We start from the raw sequence: 20822 nt of genomic DNA on the forward strand, positions 1-20822 counted from the left end.
GTCAGTGACGACAGTATAATTGGTGTTTCACAATTTGAGTGAAATATGCAGGAGTATACTTAGTTAGACCCTTAAGGACGGGAGTCTCTCACCTATAACACGCTCAAAATCCCGATATAATTTTAAAGGTGCTATTGTCTTCTATACGCTGATCGAGTATAATTATTATTTAGAAATTATGAGTTAACACCTTTTTCCCCGTTACTATTGGAATCTTTTTCGATTAGAGGTCTGGTCGATTTTCCCAGTTCTTTTAACATGTATTGGAGATAAGCTAAGGTAGTTTTAACATCGGGATCATCAAACGACGCTAATAACTCAACAATATTAGACTGACTGTTTTCTCTGACTATTTTCTCAGCAGCCTTAGAAAGCCCTGAGGTCATAACATCTAATACTCCATGCTGTTCTAGATTACTCACTACCTTCCCTATCTTGTCAAGGTGCTTAGCTATTGCAGTTATACCGTTGATAAAGTCTTCTGAGTTCACTTCTCCGCTATCTATCATTTGTTGTATATCTCCCAATAACTCAATTATAGCTTTAAATGTTGGTGACCTGATGAATTTTAGTAAGTTTCCGCTTTTTAAAAGATCTAGTATAGAATCAAGTATCCCGCTACTGTTTAAATAGATCACCATCTCTATTAATTTTCTGAGACCCTCTTTATAGTCCTCATCTTCTAGTAATTCCTTGAGATCTTCGGTCATCATTACCTCTTTACTAATGGAAAAATAAAAATATTTTGATAGTTTCAACTAATTGCTTTCTGTAAAAATATTCTTTGTTTACGAATATTATTATAATAAAAATAACTATCCTTTATTTGTAATTATAGTTGAACAGTAATATTTGCAGGCCTGCCTAAGTCCAACGCCAGTTAAATTTATAAGACCTAGAAAAATTGACTAATATAGAGATTAAAAAGTTTTTAATAAGTGAGAGCTAAAGTTCACGCTAATGTTATTATTTTTCATCTTTTAAAATTGTCTTATCATCTATTTTTAACCACTCCGGTACAACTAATTTATATTTTTCAGAACGATAAACAAAAAGTAAACCAAACGACGCGAGTACCCCTAGAGTGACAGCGTAAATGGAAGGCTGAACCTGAAAGGCCGAACCTGCATTTATAACGCCTACAATTACAATTCCTACCATTACTATTGCAGTTAAGGGCGATATTATCCTTACTGTCCAGTCAACAGGTTTTACAGCCCTGCTCCTCCACCAAACAACTGTTGCTGTTATTGCGTCCATACCGAATTCGGCTAACAGGAAAGCACCAGCCCCGGTGAGTACGATACCGAAGAATGACGACACAGAGGGAAAAGCGAGTTCCAGCACTTGAACCAAGACCTCGAGTGCAGTCAAAACTAACACGTTTAAGACGGGTGAGTTAGTTCTGGAGTGTGTCCACCCGAAAAATTCCGGTAGTATTCCATCCCTAGCACCCGCATACCAAGCCCGGGATAGGATGTAAGCGGTAAGCCACAGCGAACTGGCTGTAGAAGTAATAACTGCTATATCCATTAACCATACGTATTGAGGGATCACGTAAGATGCCCACCTGGCCAGTGGGTCTACAGAAGATGACAGGGCAGGGATAGGTGTTTCAATAGTCATTATTGGCATAGTGATCATGTAAATCAGGAATACTGAGAGGAGCCCAACAATACCAGATAGACCGGGCCACTTGTGGGGCTTTTTAGACTCTTCGGATGCATAGCTGTCTATCTCCCACCCGTCCAAGATGGTGGCGACAATAACCATTGTAGCTGCTAAAGCCAAGAAGCTATTCGGGGATGAAAAATATTTGGGGTCGAAGAACCAGTCCCAACTGAAATTGTTAACTTCGTGAGAGTTTAAGGAAATGAGACCTATACCTATAAAGCTACCTAAAATGGTTAATTCCACGATCAGGAAGGCTTCTGTGAACCTGGCTGTGGGCTTAGCTCCTAGTATGAGGGGTATTGCGGCTACAATCGCCCATAATATACCTACTATAGAGTCCCAGAACACACTTAATTCCGTACTTCTCGTGATCAACCCCAGCCTATATAACATGTCCAACGTATATTCCCCGGCAGGTATTATTATCGGGGGTAGGGATAGGAAATAGGCCAGTGTAACGATCCAGAATTGAAAAGCAGCGTATTTTTTGCCCATGAATTTCATCCCCCAGTGGTACGAGGCCCCGGCGTGGGGCGCTTTCCTATTTAGCTGCCTGAATATTATTGAAGCGAAAAGGAAGAAGGGAAACGATAGCACTACTGCCATTATAGCATGGGGGCCCATGATTGATACCATACTTCCATAAGCTGCTGCTATACTGAACGTTGGTGCTACACTGGAAGTTGAGAGAGGTATCAGATCGTTTATGTGTAATACTTCTTTCCTTAGCCAACCTAACTTCATCTTCTCACCTCGGTAGGAATTTTTAATAGTTTATTCCTACCACCAGTATATATGTTTTCGTGATCCTTTCCACAATTAACTCTAAGGCGGTCTAATGCCCACCGGAGTGGGAGGTAATCACACGGCTTACCTCACTTAACAACGTGATGACTACCACAAGAGGGACACGCTAAACCTTGCCTGATCACAGGCTTCCTACACGTAAGTAATACTCTATTTATAAATAGCTTAATGACGATATGATGAGGAGCATCAATGCATTTTGAGGTATTTATTAATAAAAATTGCTAAATTTTTAAACAAATAATCTATTATAAATAAAATAATTTTAAATCTGACTAACACGTAAATTGTCTAGTGGTAATGTTAAACACGATCTAAAATAACTTTATATAACTTAGACGGTATGATAAGTTTTAATGGTCGGCGAAATAGGACAAATTTGTGAATTTCTGAAATTAATGGGCTTAGATCTTAGAAAAGTAAAATATATACGCGTAGATACTTCAAAAATAACTAATGAGTTTATACAATTGTTACTCCTCTCAACTAATACAGAGATTATTTTATTTGTAGCTAACTCAGAAAAAGATGCCGAGAAGGTAACGGAAATAACTAACTCCCTTTTTCCAGACAAGAAAATTCTGAGTATAATCACGGACGAGAAGGAGAATAATACGGTTACAGTCATAGTTGAGAAAAGAGATTACAGTCAGCAAAACCCCCCTACTCTTCTCTGAGTTACTAGTTTTCCTTCACTATATACATTAATCCTCGTTACAAAGCATGTGTCTAAAGAAGCCACAGTTAACAATATTCCTATAGGGTTCTTTGGGTCGTCGACCGTAATTCCCTCTAAACTCTTCTCAAGTGCACCGCCGGGCTGAGCGATAAACGTAGTTGGTTGAAGGATTCTGTAAGACGAAACTATCCCCTTGTTAATTTCAAAAGTATGTATTAATGACCCTCTTATAGACTCTAGGTGTGAGACGTAATTTCCTTCCTCTATCTCAAAACCTTTCGATTCAATATCTATATCCGACAACATTAACAGCAGTTTTCCCATAACTCTAAGTCTGGATAGCTCCCTGAGTAAAGGCGAAGGTCCTCTCCTATAGTAATATCTCCTGGTAAAATTGTCAAACGTTAGTGCTTGGGCTAAAGGGCCTACCTCAACCTTCTCACCCTCATAAAAGACCTCCAAGCCCTTATCTTCAATTTTTTTAATATCCCCCGAATAATTGAACGGAAACCCTATTACCAAATGTTTGTCCAGCCCTGACGGAGTATCAAATTCTTGACCGCTTTCTACCAGAAGTTTTACGTCTCCTTTCAGTTCATCAATTGAACTTAAATCCATGAACTGTTGTAAGTCCATCCCTATAACCTCCTTTTCAATTATTGTCTTTACGTCCCTGATCCATTCCTCCTTAACCGTTACCTTTTTCTTAGATTCAAGGTAGTCTGTATGGGGCCACTTTCCTCCTATTCTCTCCATTAAACTTTTTATCCCTTGTGAAATTTTGATGATCTTCTTAAACTTATCTCCGTTGGGAAAGGAATAAGCGGGGTCTTTCACGGTGTAAGGGAACCAGTAGGCGTAAGGGTGTTTTATATGGCTCTCTATTATTTCAAGGATGACTAAGGCTTGTGTAATTTCTACGGAAGACTTTCCTACCTGCGTGTAAGCCAAAATATGTGATTGTCCGCAAGTAGCTAAGATCCTCGGTAGGAGCTGATAGAGCTTGTCAGCCCTCTTCCCTAAGAACACTTTATCGAAATCCCTGACCCTGTTGCCGGAACTCCTCGCCCTTACCACCTTTCCTTTCCTTATTTCCACATCTAAATCGATTACCTCTAAATCTAACAAGCTCATTATGTAACTAATATTTATAAAGTTAATAAAATAACATTATTATTGTGTGCATCAGTATACCAGCTAAGGTAGTACAAGTAGGAGATATGATAGCATTAGTAGACTTCGGTAACGGAGAACCTACACCTGCACTTAACAACGCTGAAGACGAAATAAAGGAAGGAGACTACGTATTAGTCAGTTATGGTATGATAATACAGAAAATAAGTGAAAGAGAATACCTTGAGCTGTTAAGTTACGAAAGGCAGATGAGAGAATTAGCCCTTACGTCTTCTCTTGAGCAGGGAAAGAAAGGTTAGCGACACGGCGGTAGCCAAAACAGCAACCGCAATAGGAGATACTAACACGGATTTTTTATGCGGAGATGTAATGATCGTAGGGGCGGACTGCTTTTCAACTGTGTTCGTTGAGTTAGGTCTCTGGAAAAAGTAAATAGTAGGGGCGGACTTAAATATGTTTCCTTTAGAGAGAAAAGGTTGAGGATAATAGTGTATAACCAAGCCAAAATATTTGGAAAAAGAAATGTTATTATAGCATAAGCTCATGTTGTATATGCCTAAACCTAGATAAACTCCTACTTGGTCATGGCTTATAACATTATCACTCACGTAAATGAAATCACCGTAATCTACTTCTACACCTGCTCCTCCACCTATGATTACGTTATCTTTTACTTCAACGTAAGCAGGATCATATAGGTATACGTCGTATATTGTAGAGTTAATAACCTGATTTCGTGTTACGCTAACATTATTACTACCTAAAATGAATATGCCGTATTGGTTACCCACGAGTACGTTACTGCTTATGGTTATGTTCTGGCTCCCTTCCCATACGGTTATTCCGTCGTGACCGTTAAATGAAATATTGTTGAACTGGATAAAGACGTTAGACGAATTTTGTATATTCACACCATCATAGTTGTTCCCTACCACTGTATCGTTAAATATTAACACATTAGACGAATTTATAATCGAAATACCAAAATATTGACTATTGTGTATGTAAGAGCCCTCTATTGTTATATTCCTTGAGTCCTTAATCGTAATACAACTCGTTGTAATGTTATCGAATGCGACGTTTTTAACGTGATCGATCACGAGGTCGGGAGGAATAACTTTAGGTTTGCTACCTACTTCAGACAATATTACCGCATTCAGACCTAAATGAGGACAGATGCTGATTATTAATAGTAAGGTAATTATGAGTGTAAAATACTGTGTTCTCTCGGTCACCATAATTAACCGACTGTTTATTATTTCACTTAATTACTATATATTGTTTTTCAAATCACAAACTAAATTTAAGCCCAAACCCCATGTACTCCTTTATACGTACAGCATGTAACGTCTAACAAACCGGGTCTATAAACGTAGGGCGGTATATGTCTTGTCCTGCGTTATGAGCCCAAAAGCATTATTAGCTAACTTCATCTTGCCCTTCAATAGACTGAGTGAGTATAAGTTGAATTGAATAAAAAAGAAAGAGAATATAAAGCCTTAATATTATATCTTTCTCTTTATCCTCTCTAGCCTTATTTCCTCATCAATTACCGATATAAATTCGTCCATCCACCTCTTTAAAACCCTTAGCGAGGTTTTTTCCATCCATCCTTCATATTCGACTTCTATTTGCAGACTACCTTCTGATTTCAAGTTGAACACTATCCTTCCATTACCCAACTCTCCCTCTCTCCTTCTAAGCTGAAAGACATACATTATCCTGCTATATGAAGTATACACATTTCCGTGAAACTCGTGGGAAATTCCTAAAAAACTTGCGGAACCCCAATAAGAAGAACGATCCCTCTGCACATTTTTTATGCTTTTGAAAATCCTGGGAAGGACAAACACTGGGTCTGATAAGATCTCCCTCAGCGCCTCTCTTGTGTGAGACGTGGTAACTGAGTATTCAACTTTCATCAAATTAATAAATTATCATGCAAAGTAATAAAGATAGTGTTAATTTAACTATTTTTAGAAAAATAAAGAAGTTTAAACATCTTATTAATTCCTTTTTTCGTTTATTAACTTCCCCCTACTCTTTTCATATCTAACAATAAGGATCCCCATGAGAGCTAAGGAGGTTAAACCTACCACATCTTGGAGGACCATATAGCTCAATAGAGATAGATCAAAGCCATAAGCTAGTATTGCTGGTACGGGTAACGTTAGACTTAATAAGAGGTTAATAAACCAGATTAGGCTGGTAAAAAAGGATGTCCATAAGGACTGTGAAAGCTTGTAAGCTAAAAACCCCACGGCAATAATGTTAATCGCGGGTATCAGAGTCAAAAAGGACACGTATCGTGACAGACCATCTAAGGTTATCAGGATATCGACAATCAAGACCGCCAGAATGGAATAACCGATCAAATAATTCAGTATTGAAGAAGGATAAACTACATTATGAGTAAATACGTCCAAAATTTCGTAAAGAAAAACTACCTGACCGAATCCTACAAGCACAAAGTATACCTTAGTTATTAAATTTACCAAGTATCTCACCTAGAACTAACGCAAACTGAGCTTGGTTAAAATAGGAGTAGTATACGTAACTGGGTAATATGTCGAGGATAATTTTCCTCGCATCGTCTACCCTTCCCAGATTAATTAGGGCCTCAGCTAGTACCGAGTTATCATAAATAAACTTAAACCTCCCTATACCTTCGCGTTCTGCAAACTCTAAAGTCACGTCATAGTACCCTCCTCCACCATAATAATGCCCTAAAATTGATGACACCTTACGCGTCAAGCTATCTTCTCGGGCTAGAGTCAAAGCCCTCAACAAGTGGGCTATATCAAAAAGATAGAGGGGGGATTCCGGGTTATCGACCCTGTGATTTCCAGATCTTGATAAGAGCTCTAAGAGTAGTTTAGCCCTTTCTGAATAGTCCTCATAGTCACCTAGGGTATAAAACGCCTCTAAGACAAGTGCATTGACGTGCATGAAGGGCCTTGTATCCACTTTATCGAAAGCGACACCATTCATTATCAGTCCGTCATCTCTCGTCATCGACTTAAGGAATTCCCCGGTCTTAATAGCATAGTCCAAATACTTATCATCTTTTATCGTTTTGTAAGCATCAAGGAGGATCATTACCATACTCGCATTGAAATCCGACATCTTTACCTTATACGGCTCTTTCCAGTCTATGCTCTTCGAGAATAAGTAGAACCCATTATCCCATAAGTAGTCGATAGCGTTATCTAACGTTATGGAGACCATTGACTGGTGATAGAAATCGTTAAACTTAAGAAAGAGTTTGAGGACCTCGGGAGACACAAACTTAGGCTCTCTTTCAAACCCACCCGAGATCCAGTCAAAGTACCCCTCACATCTCCTTAGAATGTCCCGGAACACATATTCTTCTGAGAAGGCTGGTAATTTTTTCTCTACCTCAGGCGGTTTTATGAGTTTTCCCTTTCCCCCCAAGAGATAGATAGAAGTAGAAATCAGTTCCCTTAACTTTTCACTCTCAATTAGACCGTAACTCCCACCTATAATGCCTCGATCGGTAATAACGCTAATGCTCGGATATATTTGGGGGGTATACCTGATGGCTATATCAGGCCTCTCATCGGCATCAATGAGTACGAACTCAACATCTCTAAACTCCTCCTCAATTTTTTTCAATTCCGTTATTTGCTTATCGCAAAGTTCGCACCAAGAGGTGACGGTAAGCAGGACTTTCATCTCATGCTCCCCTCTAAACCTCGGGCTCCAGTCTGAAAATATCATACATTATAATGTTGTGGAATTAATTTAAAAAGGTATACTAGGTATAATAAAGTAAACTTTATAATTATTATTAGAAAAAGTAATTATATGGGCGGTGAGATTCACCAATTAGTAGAGATCTATTTATTTTATATTGCTACAATGACTGTCCTTATCTCGTACCTCCTTTACCTGAGCCTAATTAAAAGGGAGGAAAAAGCTTACTTATTCCTTGAGGTATCATTTATAATGACGGGTATCTTCTTAATATTTATATCCAATTCAGTCCTAGTATCACTCTTGATTACTGTCTATCTCTGGTTGATCCCTAGACTGCTACACTCCTCCGGTAAAATAGCTCTGGCTTCAATAACGTCAACAATTTCACATGAGATCATCATGAGTCTGATCTATTATGCTATTGTTAGGGGTGGGTTATTAAACGCGTTGTACTCCCTTTACTTTTATGCTACTGATATACCTTCTTTCTCACTTTCTCTATATAGTATAATAGTCCCATCGGTCTTAGAAATTGTAAACTCCTTCATGTTCTTTCTCATGATACTGCCGGAAATTATATTTGTGTGTGCTAAGACAAGGAACTATTATGCATTGGGGATTTCTCTACTAGCACTCAGCGGACCTAATATTGCATCCGAAATGACCCATTCAATACTACCGCTCCAAGAAGACCCTATAAAGCAAGCCTCACTTTTGGCATTACTTATATCTGTGGTCTTACAACTCACGTTTAGCGTACAGTACATTAAAAACAAGATAGACACTTATTACTTTTCCTCGTTCCTTATTGCTTCATCACTCTTATCAATTTCCGAACTTTATTACTCTATAACGCTAAACGAAGTACCTTACGCAATCACAACGCTTGTAGGACTGTTCGTCTCTTTATTATTAATAGCTAAGCCTGTCCAAGTTAATGTGAGAACTGTGGGCTTACCGTTGGTACTGGCCTCTGCTCTCCCTAACTTGTTCTGGGGTGCTTCAGTAGCTCTATTCTACAATTTGTACCAGTTTGTATTCCCCTTTTCGGTTCTTCCTTTCGTACTCGGCATGTCTCCTTTCTTTTACGTGAAATTTAATAATTTAACTAAAAATTAGATTTTTGTAATCGCTATTTACTATGCTAAGATTCAAAATAAAATTTATTAATCAGGTTTCCTAAAATATACCTAGTATGAGTAAAGACACTCAGGGAAAGGAAGTTAAAGTCCGTATATCTAGAAGAGACTTCATGAAAATAGCTTCAATAACTGGACTTACCGCGTGGATGGTAGAAAAAGGGCTAACATGGAAAGACCTATTTAACATGGCTGCTAGCACCGATAACGACCCAGTAAACGTCATATGGACCGGTAACGGTTGGTGTGGTGGGAATACAATAGCTTTTATCGACGCAATGAACCCGGCTGTCGAGGACGTGATAACAGAGGTAACATTCAACCTACAGCCAATTCCTTTAAGGACACCTTCTATATCAGGACTACCAAACGTAAACCTGGTCTATCACCCGATATTAATGCCCCAAGATGATGTAGCGTATCCTACTATGGAAGCAGCTCTCGCTGGAGATTTTGACCCGTATGTGCTAGTCGTCGAAGGCACGATGTTTGACGAGTTCGGGTTATACGGCTATACCAAACCAGACGGGTCATTCTGGTGTTCGGCAGGGAGGACTCCGGGCGGACACGTGCTACTCTGTGACGAATTCGTATTTAATTTAATGAAAAACGCCGCACTAGTATACGCTACCGGTGCATGTGCTACATATGGGGGGATCCCCGCGACTACCAACGGGTTGGGGTATAGGAGCCCGACTTATGCCATGGGGATGTTAGATGATCCGTATAGGGGCATTATGGGCTTCCCGGCCTATTTGCATGAGGTATACAGTAAGGGACTGGGGACATTCAGGGGAGAAACGGTAATTGACGAAGATATATACGCCGTTACTAATTCACCCTACAACACTTCTTATCCAGGCCCAAGTTATCATTGGCAGTCAAAACTAGGGCAGCCTATAATCGCGATAGCCGCAGACCCTCCAGCAGGGGACTGGATAATGAGGACTTTAGTTGCAGGCGTCCTATATGCAAAAGGCTTAGCACCCGCACCTAACACCTACCTAGATGTCTTTAATAGGCCAAAGTTCTTCTACGGAAACGAGACACACCAGAACTGTCCCAGGGCCGGGTTCTTCGCGCAAGGGATTTTTGCCCAGAACTTCGGAGACCCCCAGTGTACCTACAGCCTAGGCTGTAAGGGGACAGAAGCAAACAGCCCGGCACCGAGGTTAGGATGGATCGGTGGAGTAGGAGGGTGTACGAGGGGCGGAGTGTGTATAGCCTGTACTGCACCAGGTTTCCCTGATTTATACGAGCCCTTCTACGCACCACCCAATGCACCTACTTTACCTTCTACTACCCTCCTAGCTGCTGCTGTAGCCGCAGGAATAATAGTCGGAGCAGGGTCTTATGCGTTATCAAGAAGGAGGGGTAAACCCTCTGTCCCTAAAACTAAAGAGGTGAGTTAAATATGAGTGGCTCTCCAAATTCCTATCTATTTAAATATGATTGGACTAAGCCAGTAGTGATTGAACCGATAGTGAGGATTAAACCAGAATTAGGAATCCAAGTAACGGTAAACATGGAAGGGACTAACCAGGCAAGGGCTACTGAAGCTTATGCCGGGGCAGGTATGTTCAGGGGTTTCGAGATATTCTTAAGGAATAAGCCAGCACCAGACGTGATAATGTTAACATCAAGGGAATGCGGAATATGCGGAGAACATCACCAGTTCATTGAGAGGATAGCACAAGAGATGGCTATGGGAGGGTATGCTCCACCTCCATTAGGGCTTGAGACGATAATATTAGCTAACGACGCAGCAATGGTATACGACGCTACAGTACACCTGACGGCGTTAGGAGGTCCCGATTGGAGCTCGTTATTCTTCAAAATCGCTGGTTATTATCCCCCAGAAATTTATCAATTAGCACAGCAGACACCTATTAGCAATGTCTTGGAGTTATCTGAAGCTTTTCCCAACGGTGCTCCTTCAGAACTGAAGTTCTCAGGCGTTACAATGAAGACAGTCGCGGATATAATGGACGGGCTAGTCCCTATAATAGGTGCCATATGGCTGGAGGGCGCTTACGTGTGGAGGATCATGCATGAAGCCGAAGTCCTATACTACTTGAGGATACCTCACCCGATCTCAATGGTACCAGGTGGGATAGGCGTCCCAGCAACAGTAGAAAACCTACAAAGGTATCTGCAAAGGTTAATTGACGGTACTGCTTATGCTAAGAAACAAGTAGCGTATTGGGAGGTACTCAACCTCTTCTTAAATGACTACGGAAATAACTTCGGGGTACAAGCCTATTATGACAAAAACTTCGACAACTTGGGATTTGCTGAGATGGGAAATAGGCCAGGGAACTTCGTAAGTTACGGTCAGAGTGACGTTTCAGAGGCACCTTCAGTAACACCCTCATCTACTCCCGTATCTCCCTATGACGGTACGTATGAGAATATGGGAGATTGGGGGAGGGCTAGAGTAGTTAAGCCCGGTCTTGTAATACAGACGAGCCCTAACTCTCCACCGACACTGGTGACTAATAGCCTTATTGACATTAACTTAGGTATCAGAGAGTTTGTGGAATCATCATTTTACGATGACTGGGTAAACAACCCTCAGGTACCATCAGAAGTCAGCGGGATATCCGAAGATCCTATAGGAAACCCTGTGAGCCCATACCACCCTTGGAAGAAATGGACTATACCCAGCCCACAGGCTAGAGGATATCCCTTCGGGAGCGGGAACAGCATGGGGAAGTACAGTTGGGCAGTGTCACCTAGAATTGTACCATATGCGAACCACAAGCCTACAATGAATTCCTTCTTCAACGTTGAAGCAGACCCACAAGCAGTTATGTGGGCCCAAGTATTACAGCCTCAAGCCCCTCACCCAATATACACCGCTAATTACCCATCAGCCGGGATACAGATCACATATAATAGCAATCAACAATCAGTAACTTGGAACTTACCTAAGACTGTCTCAGCCAGAATAGCATTACCACCAGAGCTACAAGGGGAGATAGATATCACATATGTATCACCGTGGGCCCTATCTTCCAAACTATCAAACGGTAGTATAACAGTAGTAACCAATGCTGTGGAAAGGATGAGAGCGAGAGCACATGAGTGTGCTTTAGATGCAGGAGGAGCGTGGATAGGTTGGTTCTCAGCATTAAAATACCTGACCCAAGGACAGACTGTAGTAAGTAGAGGGAACCAGTATGATTGGACTTACAAGGCAAATACTTCTAATGGTGTTGCTCTAGGAGTAGGAATGAAAGAGGCTCCCAGAGGGGCACAGTATCACTCGGAGGTAATAGCACCGGGTAGCGGTCCCACCACTCCGACTATAAACCCGCAACAAATACAGCCTACTACAGTGAACTCAGGTCCCAGAGTAACGGGGAGTTATCAGGACGTGATAGGGACTATAGGGCCGTTCTCGTTACTTGCCCAAAACGGTGGTGCAGGGACTTTTGAGGAAGTAATACAAGGTAATCCTGCATACAACATTCAAGGTGTACCTAAGCTCACAGTTACTCCGTTCGACCAATGGGACGGGTTTGAGTTTGCCGCTACACTTAGGTCCTTCGACCCTTGCTTTGTATGTGGAGTCCACGTAGTATTGCCTAACGGAAAAGTGAGGTATATATCCTTAGGGGCCCCAATCGACCTAGCTGAGTCTGTGAAAGCATTCTATAAGTTTGCAATGAGGGTGAAGTGAAATGATAGTAGTCCATGCTGCAATAGGGGCTAACGGAGGGCCATCTACTCCTTTAAGCCTTTACTGGTGGGGGCTAAACGTAATCTTCCCGATAGGTATAGTCCTTTTTGTGTTCGGGACTATATACAGAATAGGAAGGGAGTTCCTCTTTAGGAGGACTCCGGTGAAGGCACAAGCGGGTTTTGCTACAGAATTTAAAGAGGCTGTAACGTCTATCCCGAGGCCCTTTTCAAGTGCTGCCAGAAAAGACCCACTACTGATCTTAGAGACGATATTTAATCACATTTTCATCTTAGGGTTAATTATCGTAGTCGGGATACATATCATTGCGTGGAACTATATATTCAGCGAGCTGACGGGGGTGCAAAACATACTGGGTTGGTTAATGCCGGCTTCAGTACCAGAGTCGTTTACTTCAGGTTACCAACTGGGGATTTTAGGTTCTTCATCGTTCGCCCACGGTGGCATACTGAACCCAGTAGGTGCATGGAATTCAGCTGAGGTAGCCACTAATACTATTTCTCCTTGGAGTGTCCTATCTGTAATTGTGAACGGTGACTTTATGGCGCTATTAGCATTAGCAGGACTGGCAGGGTATCTGGTAACAAGGATACTGGATGACATCACTAAGCACAGGAGGTTAAGCAGTGTAGGTGACTACGTATTCTTGGTACTGCTAGCTGCTATAATCGTCACCGGACTGGGGGCAGCGTATGACTGGGGCGTTCCGTATTTAGGTATACCTAACCAAGCAAATTGGTACGGGCTTCATATAGCACTGGTTGGCATATTCATAGGCTATACTCCCTTCAGTAAGGCATTCCACATGTTCTGGTACTATGTAAGTAAAGGTTTCGCTGGTTATAGCTATGGCAGAAGGAGAATTTAAATGTGGGGGGATAAAGGTGAGCGGAAAGAGAGTTGAAATTAATAGAAAGATAGTTTCAAGAGTTACCGATGAACTAGCACCGGCAGATGTTATAGGTATCGAAAACTGTATGAGGTGCGGTGTATGTTCATATACCTGCCCGTTCTGGTTATCAAGCAAGTCATCTACAGACGTCCCTGCTTGGAGGACGTATGAGATAAACAAAATATACTCAATGTATTATACTGCATATGGTATGGTGGCAAGGTTTTTGAGGTTAAGGAGGTTATCGAATAAGGAGTTTATGGCGTGGACTGAGTCAGCTTATAACTGCACTGCTTGCGGTGCTTGTACCATGACATCTCCAATGGAGGTCCCTAACTGGTATACTGCAATTCTAATGAGGAGGGTGTTGCACCTTTCTGGGTTTAATTTGCCGAGTGCCGAAAAGATGGTAAGTAATACTAAGGATACTGGAAACGCATTAGGTATAACAAAAGACCAATGGACTGCAACAGCAAACAGCACAGGACTGCCGGTAGATAAGAAAGGAGCCGACACTTTATATATCCCTACTCCTCTAGAAATAAAAACGGGTAAAACTTTAACGAGCGTTGCTTCCGTTATGTCAAAACTGGGAGTTAACTATACTGTAAGCTCCGTAATATCTGACCCAGGTTACTATGCTTATATGTTAGGAGGTTTTGAAACAGCTAGAAAGGTCTATGAAAATATAGCCGAAGCGGTAAAGACTTTAGGAGTTAAAAAGATCGTAACCACGGACGGCACAGCGTATTTCTGGTTAAGGTGGCAGGGACCTAAGAGCACTAGAATGGAACTACCTTCTGAAATACAGCATATTACACAAGTAGTCTACGAGAAATATAAAGGTGGGAACGTCAAGTTGAAGAAAGCTGACGTGGATACCCCTGTTGCAGTCCACTACTCTGAATTCCTGAGTAGGTTAGGGGGAGTAGAGGAACCACCTAGAGAATTACTCAGACTTACAGTACCTCAATTTAAGGAGCCCAAGGTCCCGCCTTCCTCGGATAAGCTCTACACGTGCGGACATATGTTGGAGCTATTGGACGAGAAGAAAGACACTGTAAAGAAAGCTAGGGAATACGTTATGACACAGCTAAATAAGTGGGGCGGAAAAACCGTAGTAGTATTCGACCCTAACTGTAAACTCTCATTAGAGAGCGGGGTCAAAGATAACCAAGGGAGCTTTAAGGTGATTGACATCACTACTATATTAGATGGGGCGATAGTAAAGTGAGTATATTATCTAGGATCTTAGGATTAGATGAGATAAAGAGATCAGTCCTCGACGAGTATACTCTGTTTAAAGAACTGCTTACCATCAGAGTCCCTTCGGAGGACAATAATGACGTCTTAAAAGAAATACTCTCGCTTTACGGAATAAATGTAGATGAGAAAACTTCAAGGGAAGAGATGTTAGAGAAACTTACTAATGAGCTCAAGCCGAAAAAGCGTGGATAAAATTGGCTATTATAGGTGCTGTCGGGTATTGGTACCAAGGTGACTACCAAATACCGCTCATCGTCATGGAAGAGCTGAGAAAGGAAGGAATAGAAGTATTAGACCTGAGCATGGGTGCGATTAAGGCATCTACTTTTTTATCCGAAATTTCTCCCTCAAAACTTATCCTATTGGCAAGTGAGAAGAGGGGGAAGAGAGAGTTAAGAGTGTATAGACCGGAAAGTGAAGACGCGTTCTCTCAGTGGGCCGACCTCTATAATAACATGAAAGCCTATTATATGGACGTAGATAGTCTAATTAAAGCGGGGAACGCATTAGGCAGTCTACCCGAAAATACTATAGTAGTGGAGTGTGAAGTAGAAAATGGAGAGGGTGAAGTAAGCGAATGGGGAAGACAGTGCATCAAACTAATGAAAGAGGAGGTGTACAAACTATTGGGAGTGAAGCATTAGGAGAGGTGAAAGAGAAGGCATACTTGGTCACTTTCACCAGGGGTATCCCCAAAGACCTATTAGACAAACTGTTAGACGGTATAGCTGCGGACATTATACCAGACGAGAGGAGCCCGAATTTCATAAAACAGATCGCATTCCTTAAAGGCGATGTCCAGTTCTACGTCGACTCATTACTCGCCAGACTCCTCAGGAATAACATTAACCCTGATGATGTAGTCTGGTCTTATGAGATATACCTTGAAGTAGAGTTAAAGAAAAAAGTAAGCTTAGTGAAAGTACCCTCTGTTTTACCCCTCGTGGGCAATGTGACGAACACCGGGATCATAATAAGTAATGACCCCGATCTGAAGATGAGAGTCAGGAAATTTACGACAGTCCAAATAGATAGGACGGTAAAAGTAATTAAGAGAGATGAAAAACCTATCAAGATCCAGAACGTATTGACGGAATTAGGGGAGTTAATAAGCAAACTTATAACATCACCATAGTAGCTGATACTTTAAGGGGAGACTAACGGACACATGCTAAAACCACCCGAGACCCGTCTGTAACCACAGGCAAGAGTATATTTCACCGATATTAACAAAATTGGGGGTAGGGGAAAGCCTCGCCAAGAGAATAGCCCCTTATATTTACATACCCACTTGTTGAAACATTTTTAGTGACGTTAATGATGCTCCTCACCAGCTCGATTGAGGGCTTAATGGGACTGAGAGAGGGGACACCTATCGCTCCTTTTTCACGGGATCCGGAGGCATTCTGTGATGGGTACACACTTTCCAGAGCGGAAATCTGACCCACTCGACTGTCCACCAAATGTAATTCCGAATCAATAGTGGGAGCGATGAGCCCTCTGGGAGGGAGCCCTTCCAAGGAAGTCAATTATGAAGACTATAGATGATTTTCTTTTTACATCACATTTAAATAATTAGTTAATTATATTATTATTGTGTTAAAAAATGTCCGAGATCTCTCCGTTTGACTTGCAACTAAGAAAAGTAGACGTGATAAAACAATTAGATAAAAGCTTGGACGAAGCTAAAAGGATATACGACGCTTGCTCCAAGGAAGGAGTAAAACTATTACTCTACGGGTCAGTTGGGATATACAGTAATGTGAAAGAGAATAAAATAGCCGTAGAATTACTTAGACTCTATAGACGTAACGGTATTCAGGACATAAATTTCATCGTAAAACCAGAGAGTAGGGACAAATTCAAAGAGGTAATTTACAGTCTCGACTACACTCCATACATTCACTTGGAAAGGACATTAGGTCAGATAGCCGGGATGTTCTTTAAAGAGGAAATAACGGTTAAGGTTTACTACTCCGATGAAATGAAATTCAGCCACATAATCCCGATAAACTGGAACTCCGAGTTTACGTTTGATAGACAAGACTTACTTTTATCGAAACTCCAGATGCACTTCCCTACCAATAAAGACCTGTCAGACATAATCGCCCTAATGTTGTTTGATATCCCTGAAGACAAGGTGTTAGACCTCACATCAAGGGACTGGGGGCTATGGAAAGACGTAACCAGTAACTTACAAAAAAGCAGGGAGTTGGTCTCAAAGCTAATAACGGACGAAATAAGAGAAAGGGACGAGTTAATGCCGGTGATATCAAAGCTAGTAAAGCTCCATGGGAGAATAATGAACTCACCCAAACAAAAGAGCTGGGAACCAATGCCTGAAGATGCCAAGTACTGGCGTGACTTTTAATGATGAGGGTAGGTATAATAGGTGTAGGTAACAGGATAATGGGTGATGACGGGCTCGGGTCTTATCTAGCCCAAGCGTTATACGGTAACGCTGAGGGGGCTGAAGTCATCGACCTAGGTAGTGCTGGAATAAACGCAATAGACTACCTTAAAGAGTTTGACGTGATCGTTATTTTAGACGCTGTTGCAGTAGATCAGGAAGGGGTATTCGTCTCGGAAGAAAAGATAAACGAAGGGGATACTGACCAAGTTACGTCAACGGTTTTAGATATGGAAATTTCTGGCTCACACGGTCTCGGGATCCAGAGCACCCTCTTCATCCTGAAGCTTATGGGCTATTCACCGAAAATCTATATTATAGGGCATAAGCCATATGTTTTAGAGCCCATGAGCGGTATATCGGAGAAATTGAGAGAGAAAGTCCCCCAAATCTTAGACATACTCCAAGAGGTCTTGAAACCGTATAACGTGAAGATAAATAAAGACCGTACACTGAAAGCCTTCCAAGAGGTGTTAAGTTCTGATAGACCTTTCTAGCAATAGAAACAGTTTAAGCGAGATTGTGGGCGAAATACCTTACAATACGCTCCTGCTCCTTAACATGAACATATGGGTCGCCAGAGACAAGTTGGCTAAAGTAGTGGAAGGAAATCCCGTAATAAAGCCCCTCTATCTATACTTACCTTCAGACGTCATCGTTTCGTTAATCTTTAATGAGAAAATAAAGGTCGGCGAGCTCAGACTAAGTATAACTAAGCCGAGCATAATACTGTCTCCCTACTATGTGGTGAAGGCTTTAAAGGAGTGGGACTTATTAGCCCACGAGACCAAGCTGTATAAGGACGAAGTTGTGCTAGCTAATTCAAGAGACGACATATGTGATAACGATAAAGTGGTGGTTACACAATACGACATATCTAAGAGGTTAATTGATAAGAAATTCGTAACGTCTTGCGGAATTGAGTATAAACCCAAATATTACTTTGTACCCTCTAACGAAAGAATAGACAGCGCGAGAGAAGGGTTAACTACAGTCCTATACAGATCTGAAGCAGAAAAACTGAACGTAACTTATTTCTCTACCGGGCTCACCGTAGACTTTCATCTCTCTCTATTCAAGAACTTCTCAGACAAAGAGACCAGATTATACGAGAGCTTGAGGGATATACTACTGGTGGTCTAATGGCTTGTTATAAATTAACAATTACCGGGATCGTACAAGGTGTAGGGTTCAGGCCATTTATATTCAGGATAGCGAGGAAAAGCGGGTTAAGGGGTTACGTTAAAAACCTGGGCGGAAGTGAAGTGGAAGTATTGATACAAGGGGACAAGCAGAATATAGGGTATTTCATGGAACGCCTATTTAGGGATGTCCCCGAAGTGGCTAAGATAGAGAAAGTGGTCAGTGAAGAAGTCGAATGTGGAGAGTGGAATGACTTCTCTATCCTCCCCAGCGGGGACACGATAAAAGAGCCCAGCCAGATCCCTCCTGATTTTGCAGTATGTGAAGATTGTCTAAAGGAAGTACTAGACCAAAAGGACAGGCGGTTCAGGTACCCGTTCAACAGTTGCGTAAAATGTGGCCCCAGGTACTCCATGCTGTATACGGCCCCTTATGACAGGGAGAATACGTCAATGAAAGACTTCCCGCTATGCGAAGACTGCCTACATGAGTACCGTGACCCCGATAACGAAAGGAGGTTCGACGCTCAAGGGATAAGTTGCCCCCAATGCGGTCCTAAACTTTATCTGACTACTATAGACGGAGATGTAGTGGGAGGAGACCCCTTTGTAACTACAGCAAAGCTCCTCTCGGAGGGATATATTATAGCGGTGAAAGGGATAGGAGGTTTCCACATCATAGCCGACCCGTTTAACGACGATGTAGTCTTGAAGTTGAGGAACAGGAAGAACAGACCGCAAAAGCCTTTTGCAGTAATGGCGAAGTCGCTAGAAGTAATAGAGAAATATGCCGTAATCACTGATAAAGAAAGGGAGCTTTTGACTTCTCCCGAAAGACCTATCGTCCTCCTGAGAAAGAGGGGTGACGACTATACGCTATCTAAGTACATATCACCCGGGTTGGATAGAGAAGGGTTCTTCCTGTTTTATACCCCTCTCCATTACCTGCTCTTGGAAGAATACCCTCAGCACCTTTTCATAGCCACGAGTGGTAACAGACACGGCTCCCCTATGTGTATTAATGAGGAATGTGTGAGGGAGAAGTTAAAGGGAATAGTCGATTACGTACTTTTCCACAACAGAAAGATAGTAAATAGAGTAGACGACAGCGTGATAAGAGTATCAGCAGATAGGACAATATTGTTGAGGAGGAGTAGGGGTTTTGCCCCCTTATGGATAGAGCTAAAAGACAGAGTATTAAAAGAGGACGTAATTGCCTTGGGGGCCGAACTCCAAAATGCCGGTGCTGTCGCGCTAAAAAACAAGGTAATACTAACCCAATATATAGGAGATACCGATGAGTATTCTACATTGATGGAGCTCGAGGACTATATCTTGAAGTTTGTCAAGATGTACTCTTTAAGACCCCGCGTGGTCATAGTGGATAAAAATCCAGTATACCAAAGCGTTTATTTAGGTGAAAAATTAGCGGAAAAGTTCTCAGCTAAACTAGTGAAAGTCCAACACCATGTAGCCCACGTCCTCAGCGTAGCGGCCGAGAACGGAATTGAGAGGGGGGTAGGGATAGGGATAGACGGCATAGGATACGGAGATGACGGAAACGGGTGGGGTGGAGAGATAATAAAATTTGAAGGAGCTAGCTACGAAAGGAAGCACCACCTGAAGTACGTCCCATACACGGGTGGAGACGTAAATGCAATGAGGCCTAGGAGGATGCTCGCAATGTTCTTGTCCACTCTGATGAAATGGGACGAAGCGGTCAAGTTTGCGGGGATAAGAGAGGAAGAAGCAAGGATATTGGAAAAGGTCATCAGGAAACCGGGTCTAATGACGTCAAGTACGGGTAGATTTTTAGACGCTGTCTCGGCACTCCTTAACGTCTGCGACCAGAGGACTTATGAAGGCGAACCTGCAATGAAACTAGAGGCGGTTGCCAGAGGTGGTAGGCTATTAGACTTGTCCATAAAAATTAAGGGAGAGGAAATCGACACACCGTCGGCCTTCCAGTGGCTAATCGAGAACATGGATAAGTACGACGTAAAGGACATAGCTTATACTGTACAGTACAGGTTGGGAGAAGCCCTAATTAAGGCTGCAATAAAATACGATAACAGAGTGGTTGTATCAGGGGGAGCCGCTGTAAATGAGTACATTTTAAGGGGGATGCTCGAAAACAGTGAAGGGGCTGAGGTCATTCTACCCAGAAAAGTCCCAGCGAATGACGGAGGGATCGCCTTAGGACAAGTCTATTATTATGCACTGAATGGTTAAGGCCTTCGTTTTCCTCTCTCA

At 41.9% G+C, this 20822-nt stretch carries 21 protein-coding genes; 14 read left to right on the plus strand and 7 right to left on the minus strand.

Features of this window, described 5'->3' with window-relative positions; translation table 11 throughout:
* Nucleotides 1–176: 176 nt before the first annotated feature.
* On the minus strand, nucleotides 177–713 hold the full coding sequence (locus KN1_RS00475) for a helical membrane plugin domain-containing protein (protein WP_225905743.1): 537 nt from the start codon (nucleotides 711–713) through the stop codon (nucleotides 177–179).
* A gap of 253 nt (nucleotides 714–966) precedes the next feature.
* The gene (locus KN1_RS00480) at nucleotides 967–2418 is read right to left on the minus strand and encodes an APC family permease (protein WP_221288683.1); all 1452 of its coding nucleotides are present in this window, start codon (nucleotides 2416–2418) and stop codon (nucleotides 967–969) included.
* Nucleotides 2419–2837: 419 nt separating this feature from the next.
* Between KN1_RS00480 and KN1_RS00485 the strand changes: the two genes are divergently transcribed.
* The gene (locus tag KN1_RS00485; protein WP_221288685.1) at nucleotides 2838–3158 is read left to right on the plus strand and encodes a hypothetical protein; all 321 of its coding nucleotides are present in this window, start codon (nucleotides 2838–2840) and stop codon (nucleotides 3156–3158) included.
* Here KN1_RS00485 and KN1_RS00490 read toward each other — a convergent pair.
* Entirely contained in the window at nucleotides 3131–4294 is a 1164-nt protein-coding gene (locus KN1_RS00490) for a nickel-dependent hydrogenase large subunit (RefSeq protein ID WP_221288687.1), read from the minus strand. The genes KN1_RS00485 and KN1_RS00490 overlap by 28 nt on opposite strands.
* 44 nt (nucleotides 4295–4338) lie before the next feature.
* Between KN1_RS00490 and KN1_RS00495 the strand changes: the two genes are divergently transcribed.
* The gene (locus tag KN1_RS00495; protein ID WP_221288689.1) at nucleotides 4339–4593 is read left to right on the plus strand and encodes a HypC/HybG/HupF family hydrogenase formation chaperone; all 255 of its coding nucleotides are present in this window, start codon (nucleotides 4339–4341) and stop codon (nucleotides 4591–4593) included.
* Here KN1_RS00495 and KN1_RS00500 read toward each other — a convergent pair.
* From KN1_RS00500 to KN1_RS00515, 4 genes are all read right to left on the minus strand, one after another.
* Complete coding sequence (locus tag KN1_RS00500) at nucleotides 4552–5532, minus strand: right-handed parallel beta-helix repeat-containing protein (RefSeq protein WP_221288691.1); 981 nt, start codon at nucleotides 5530–5532, stop codon at nucleotides 4552–4554. The genes KN1_RS00495 and KN1_RS00500 overlap by 42 nt on opposite strands.
* A 267-nt stretch (nucleotides 5533–5799) precedes the next feature.
* On the minus strand, nucleotides 5800–6216 hold the full coding sequence (locus tag KN1_RS00505; protein WP_221288693.1) for a DUF3211 domain-containing protein: 417 nt from the start codon (nucleotides 6214–6216) through the stop codon (nucleotides 5800–5802).
* An 84-nt stretch (nucleotides 6217–6300) separates the two neighbouring features.
* On the minus strand, nucleotides 6301–6792 hold the full coding sequence (locus tag KN1_RS00510) for a hypothetical protein (RefSeq protein ID WP_221288694.1): 492 nt from the start codon (nucleotides 6790–6792) through the stop codon (nucleotides 6301–6303).
* On the minus strand, nucleotides 6773–8035 hold the full coding sequence (locus KN1_RS00515; protein ID WP_221288696.1) for a thioredoxin domain-containing protein: 1263 nt from the start codon (nucleotides 8033–8035) through the stop codon (nucleotides 6773–6775). The genes KN1_RS00510 and KN1_RS00515 overlap by 20 nt, the downstream gene beginning before the upstream one ends.
* Nucleotides 8036–8122: 87 nt before the next feature.
* On the opposite strand from KN1_RS00515, the gene KN1_RS00520 reads away from it, so the two are divergent.
* The 12 genes from KN1_RS00520 to hypF all read left to right on the plus strand — a co-directional run bounded on the left by KN1_RS00520 (nucleotide 8123) and on the right by hypF (nucleotide 20801).
* Nucleotides 8123–9133 carry a hypothetical protein gene (locus KN1_RS00520; RefSeq protein ID WP_221288698.1) on the plus strand — a complete coding sequence of 337 codons (1011 nt, stop codon included), beginning with the start codon at nucleotides 8123–8125 and terminating at the stop codon, nucleotides 9131–9133.
* Between the two features lie 76 nt (nucleotides 9134–9209).
* A complete protein-coding gene (locus tag KN1_RS00525; RefSeq protein ID WP_221288700.1) occupies nucleotides 9210–10565 on the plus strand; it encodes an NADH-quinone oxidoreductase subunit B family protein in 1356 nt (451 codons plus the stop codon).
* Nucleotides 10566–10567: 2 nt separating this feature from the next.
* Complete coding sequence (locus KN1_RS00530; RefSeq protein ID WP_221288702.1) at nucleotides 10568–12838, plus strand: nickel-dependent hydrogenase large subunit; 2271 nt, start codon at nucleotides 10568–10570, stop codon at nucleotides 12836–12838.
* Nucleotide 12839: 1 nt separating this feature from the next.
* Complete coding sequence (locus tag KN1_RS00535) at nucleotides 12840–13727, plus strand: hypothetical protein (protein WP_221288704.1); 888 nt, start codon at nucleotides 12840–12842, stop codon at nucleotides 13725–13727.
* A complete protein-coding gene (locus tag KN1_RS00540) occupies nucleotides 13708–14985 on the plus strand; it encodes a (Fe-S)-binding protein (RefSeq protein ID WP_221288706.1) in 1278 nt (425 codons plus the stop codon). Before KN1_RS00535 ends, KN1_RS00540 begins: the two co-directional genes overlap by 20 nt.
* Nucleotides 14982–15209 carry a hypothetical protein gene (locus tag KN1_RS00545; protein ID WP_221288707.1) on the plus strand — a complete coding sequence of 76 codons (228 nt, stop codon included), beginning with the start codon at nucleotides 14982–14984 and terminating at the stop codon, nucleotides 15207–15209. The genes KN1_RS00540 and KN1_RS00545 overlap by 4 nt, the downstream gene beginning before the upstream one ends.
* Before the next feature lie 2 nt (nucleotides 15210–15211).
* Nucleotides 15212–15661, plus strand: coding sequence for a hypothetical protein (locus KN1_RS00550; RefSeq protein ID WP_221288709.1), 450 nt, complete (start codon nucleotides 15212–15214; stop codon nucleotides 15659–15661).
* A complete protein-coding gene (locus tag KN1_RS00555) occupies nucleotides 15595–16152 on the plus strand; it encodes a hypothetical protein (RefSeq protein WP_221288711.1) in 558 nt (185 codons plus the stop codon). The genes KN1_RS00550 and KN1_RS00555 overlap by 67 nt, the downstream gene beginning before the upstream one ends.
* Before the next feature lie 471 nt (nucleotides 16153–16623).
* Nucleotides 16624–17388, plus strand: a complete 765-nt coding sequence (locus KN1_RS00560) for a hypothetical protein (RefSeq protein WP_221288713.1) — start codon at nucleotides 16624–16626, stop codon at nucleotides 17386–17388.
* A complete protein-coding gene (locus KN1_RS00565) occupies nucleotides 17388–17924 on the plus strand; it encodes a hydrogenase maturation protease (protein WP_221288714.1) in 537 nt (178 codons plus the stop codon). The genes KN1_RS00560 and KN1_RS00565 overlap by 1 nt, the downstream gene beginning before the upstream one ends.
* 25 nt (nucleotides 17925–17949) lie before the next feature.
* A complete protein-coding gene (locus KN1_RS00570) occupies nucleotides 17950–18570 on the plus strand; it encodes a hypothetical protein (RefSeq protein ID WP_221288716.1) in 621 nt (206 codons plus the stop codon).
* Nucleotides 18570–20801 carry a carbamoyltransferase HypF gene (hypF, locus tag KN1_RS00575; protein WP_221288718.1) on the plus strand — a complete coding sequence of 744 codons (2232 nt, stop codon included), beginning with the start codon at nucleotides 18570–18572 and terminating at the stop codon, nucleotides 20799–20801. The genes KN1_RS00570 and hypF overlap by 1 nt, the downstream gene beginning before the upstream one ends.
* Nucleotides 20802–20822: the final 21 nt, after the last annotated feature.

Origin of the sequence: Stygiolobus caldivivus, from assembly GCF_019704315.1 — an archaeon.
Classification (GTDB): Archaea; Thermoproteota; Thermoprotei_A; order Sulfolobales; family Sulfolobaceae; genus Stygiolobus; species Stygiolobus caldivivus.

Bases quoted from the DNA above. Each gene is read 5' to 3' on its own strand.
- KN1_RS00515 (WP_221288696.1), bottom strand. From the start codon at position 8,035: ATGATATTTTCAGACTGGAGCCCGAGGTTTAGAGGGGAGCATGAGATG.
- KN1_RS00535 (WP_221288704.1), top strand. From the start codon at position 12,840: ATGATAGTAGTCCATGCTGCAATAGGGGCTAACGGAGGGCCATCTACT.
- KN1_RS00555 (WP_221288711.1), top strand. From the start codon at position 15,595: ATGGGGAAGACAGTGCATCAAACTAATGAAAGAGGAGGTGTACAAACT.
- KN1_RS00480 (WP_221288683.1), bottom strand. From the start codon at position 2,418: ATGAAGTTAGGTTGGCTAAGGAAAGAAGTATTACACATAAACGATCTG.
- KN1_RS00525 (WP_221288700.1), top strand. From the start codon at position 9,210: ATGAGTAAAGACACTCAGGGAAAGGAAGTTAAAGTCCGTATATCTAGA.
- hypF (WP_221288718.1), top strand. From the start codon at position 18,570: ATGGCTTGTTATAAATTAACAATTACCGGGATCGTACAAGGTGTAGGG.
- KN1_RS00560 (WP_221288713.1), top strand. From the start codon at position 16,624: ATGTCCGAGATCTCTCCGTTTGACTTGCAACTAAGAAAAGTAGACGTG.
- KN1_RS00505 (WP_221288693.1), bottom strand. From the start codon at position 6,216: ATGAAAGTTGAATACTCAGTTACCACGTCTCACACAAGAGAGGCGCTG.
- KN1_RS00485 (WP_221288685.1), top strand. From the start codon at position 2,838: ATGGTCGGCGAAATAGGACAAATTTGTGAATTTCTGAAATTAATGGGC.
- KN1_RS00490 (WP_221288687.1), bottom strand. From the start codon at position 4,294: ATGAGCTTGTTAGATTTAGAGGTAATCGATTTAGATGTGGAAATAAGG.
- KN1_RS00530 (WP_221288702.1), top strand. From the start codon at position 10,568: ATGAGTGGCTCTCCAAATTCCTATCTATTTAAATATGATTGGACTAAG.
- KN1_RS00565 (WP_221288714.1), top strand. From the start codon at position 17,388: ATGATGAGGGTAGGTATAATAGGTGTAGGTAACAGGATAATGGGTGAT.
- KN1_RS00540 (WP_221288706.1), top strand. From the start codon at position 13,708: ATGGCAGAAGGAGAATTTAAATGTGGGGGGATAAAGGTGAGCGGAAAG.
- KN1_RS00520 (WP_221288698.1), top strand. From the start codon at position 8,123: ATGGGCGGTGAGATTCACCAATTAGTAGAGATCTATTTATTTTATATT.
- KN1_RS00475 (WP_225905743.1), bottom strand. From the start codon at position 713: ATGATGACCGAAGATCTCAAGGAATTACTAGAAGATGAGGACTATAAA.
- KN1_RS00500 (WP_221288691.1), bottom strand. From the start codon at position 5,532: ATGGTGACCGAGAGAACACAGTATTTTACACTCATAATTACCTTACTA.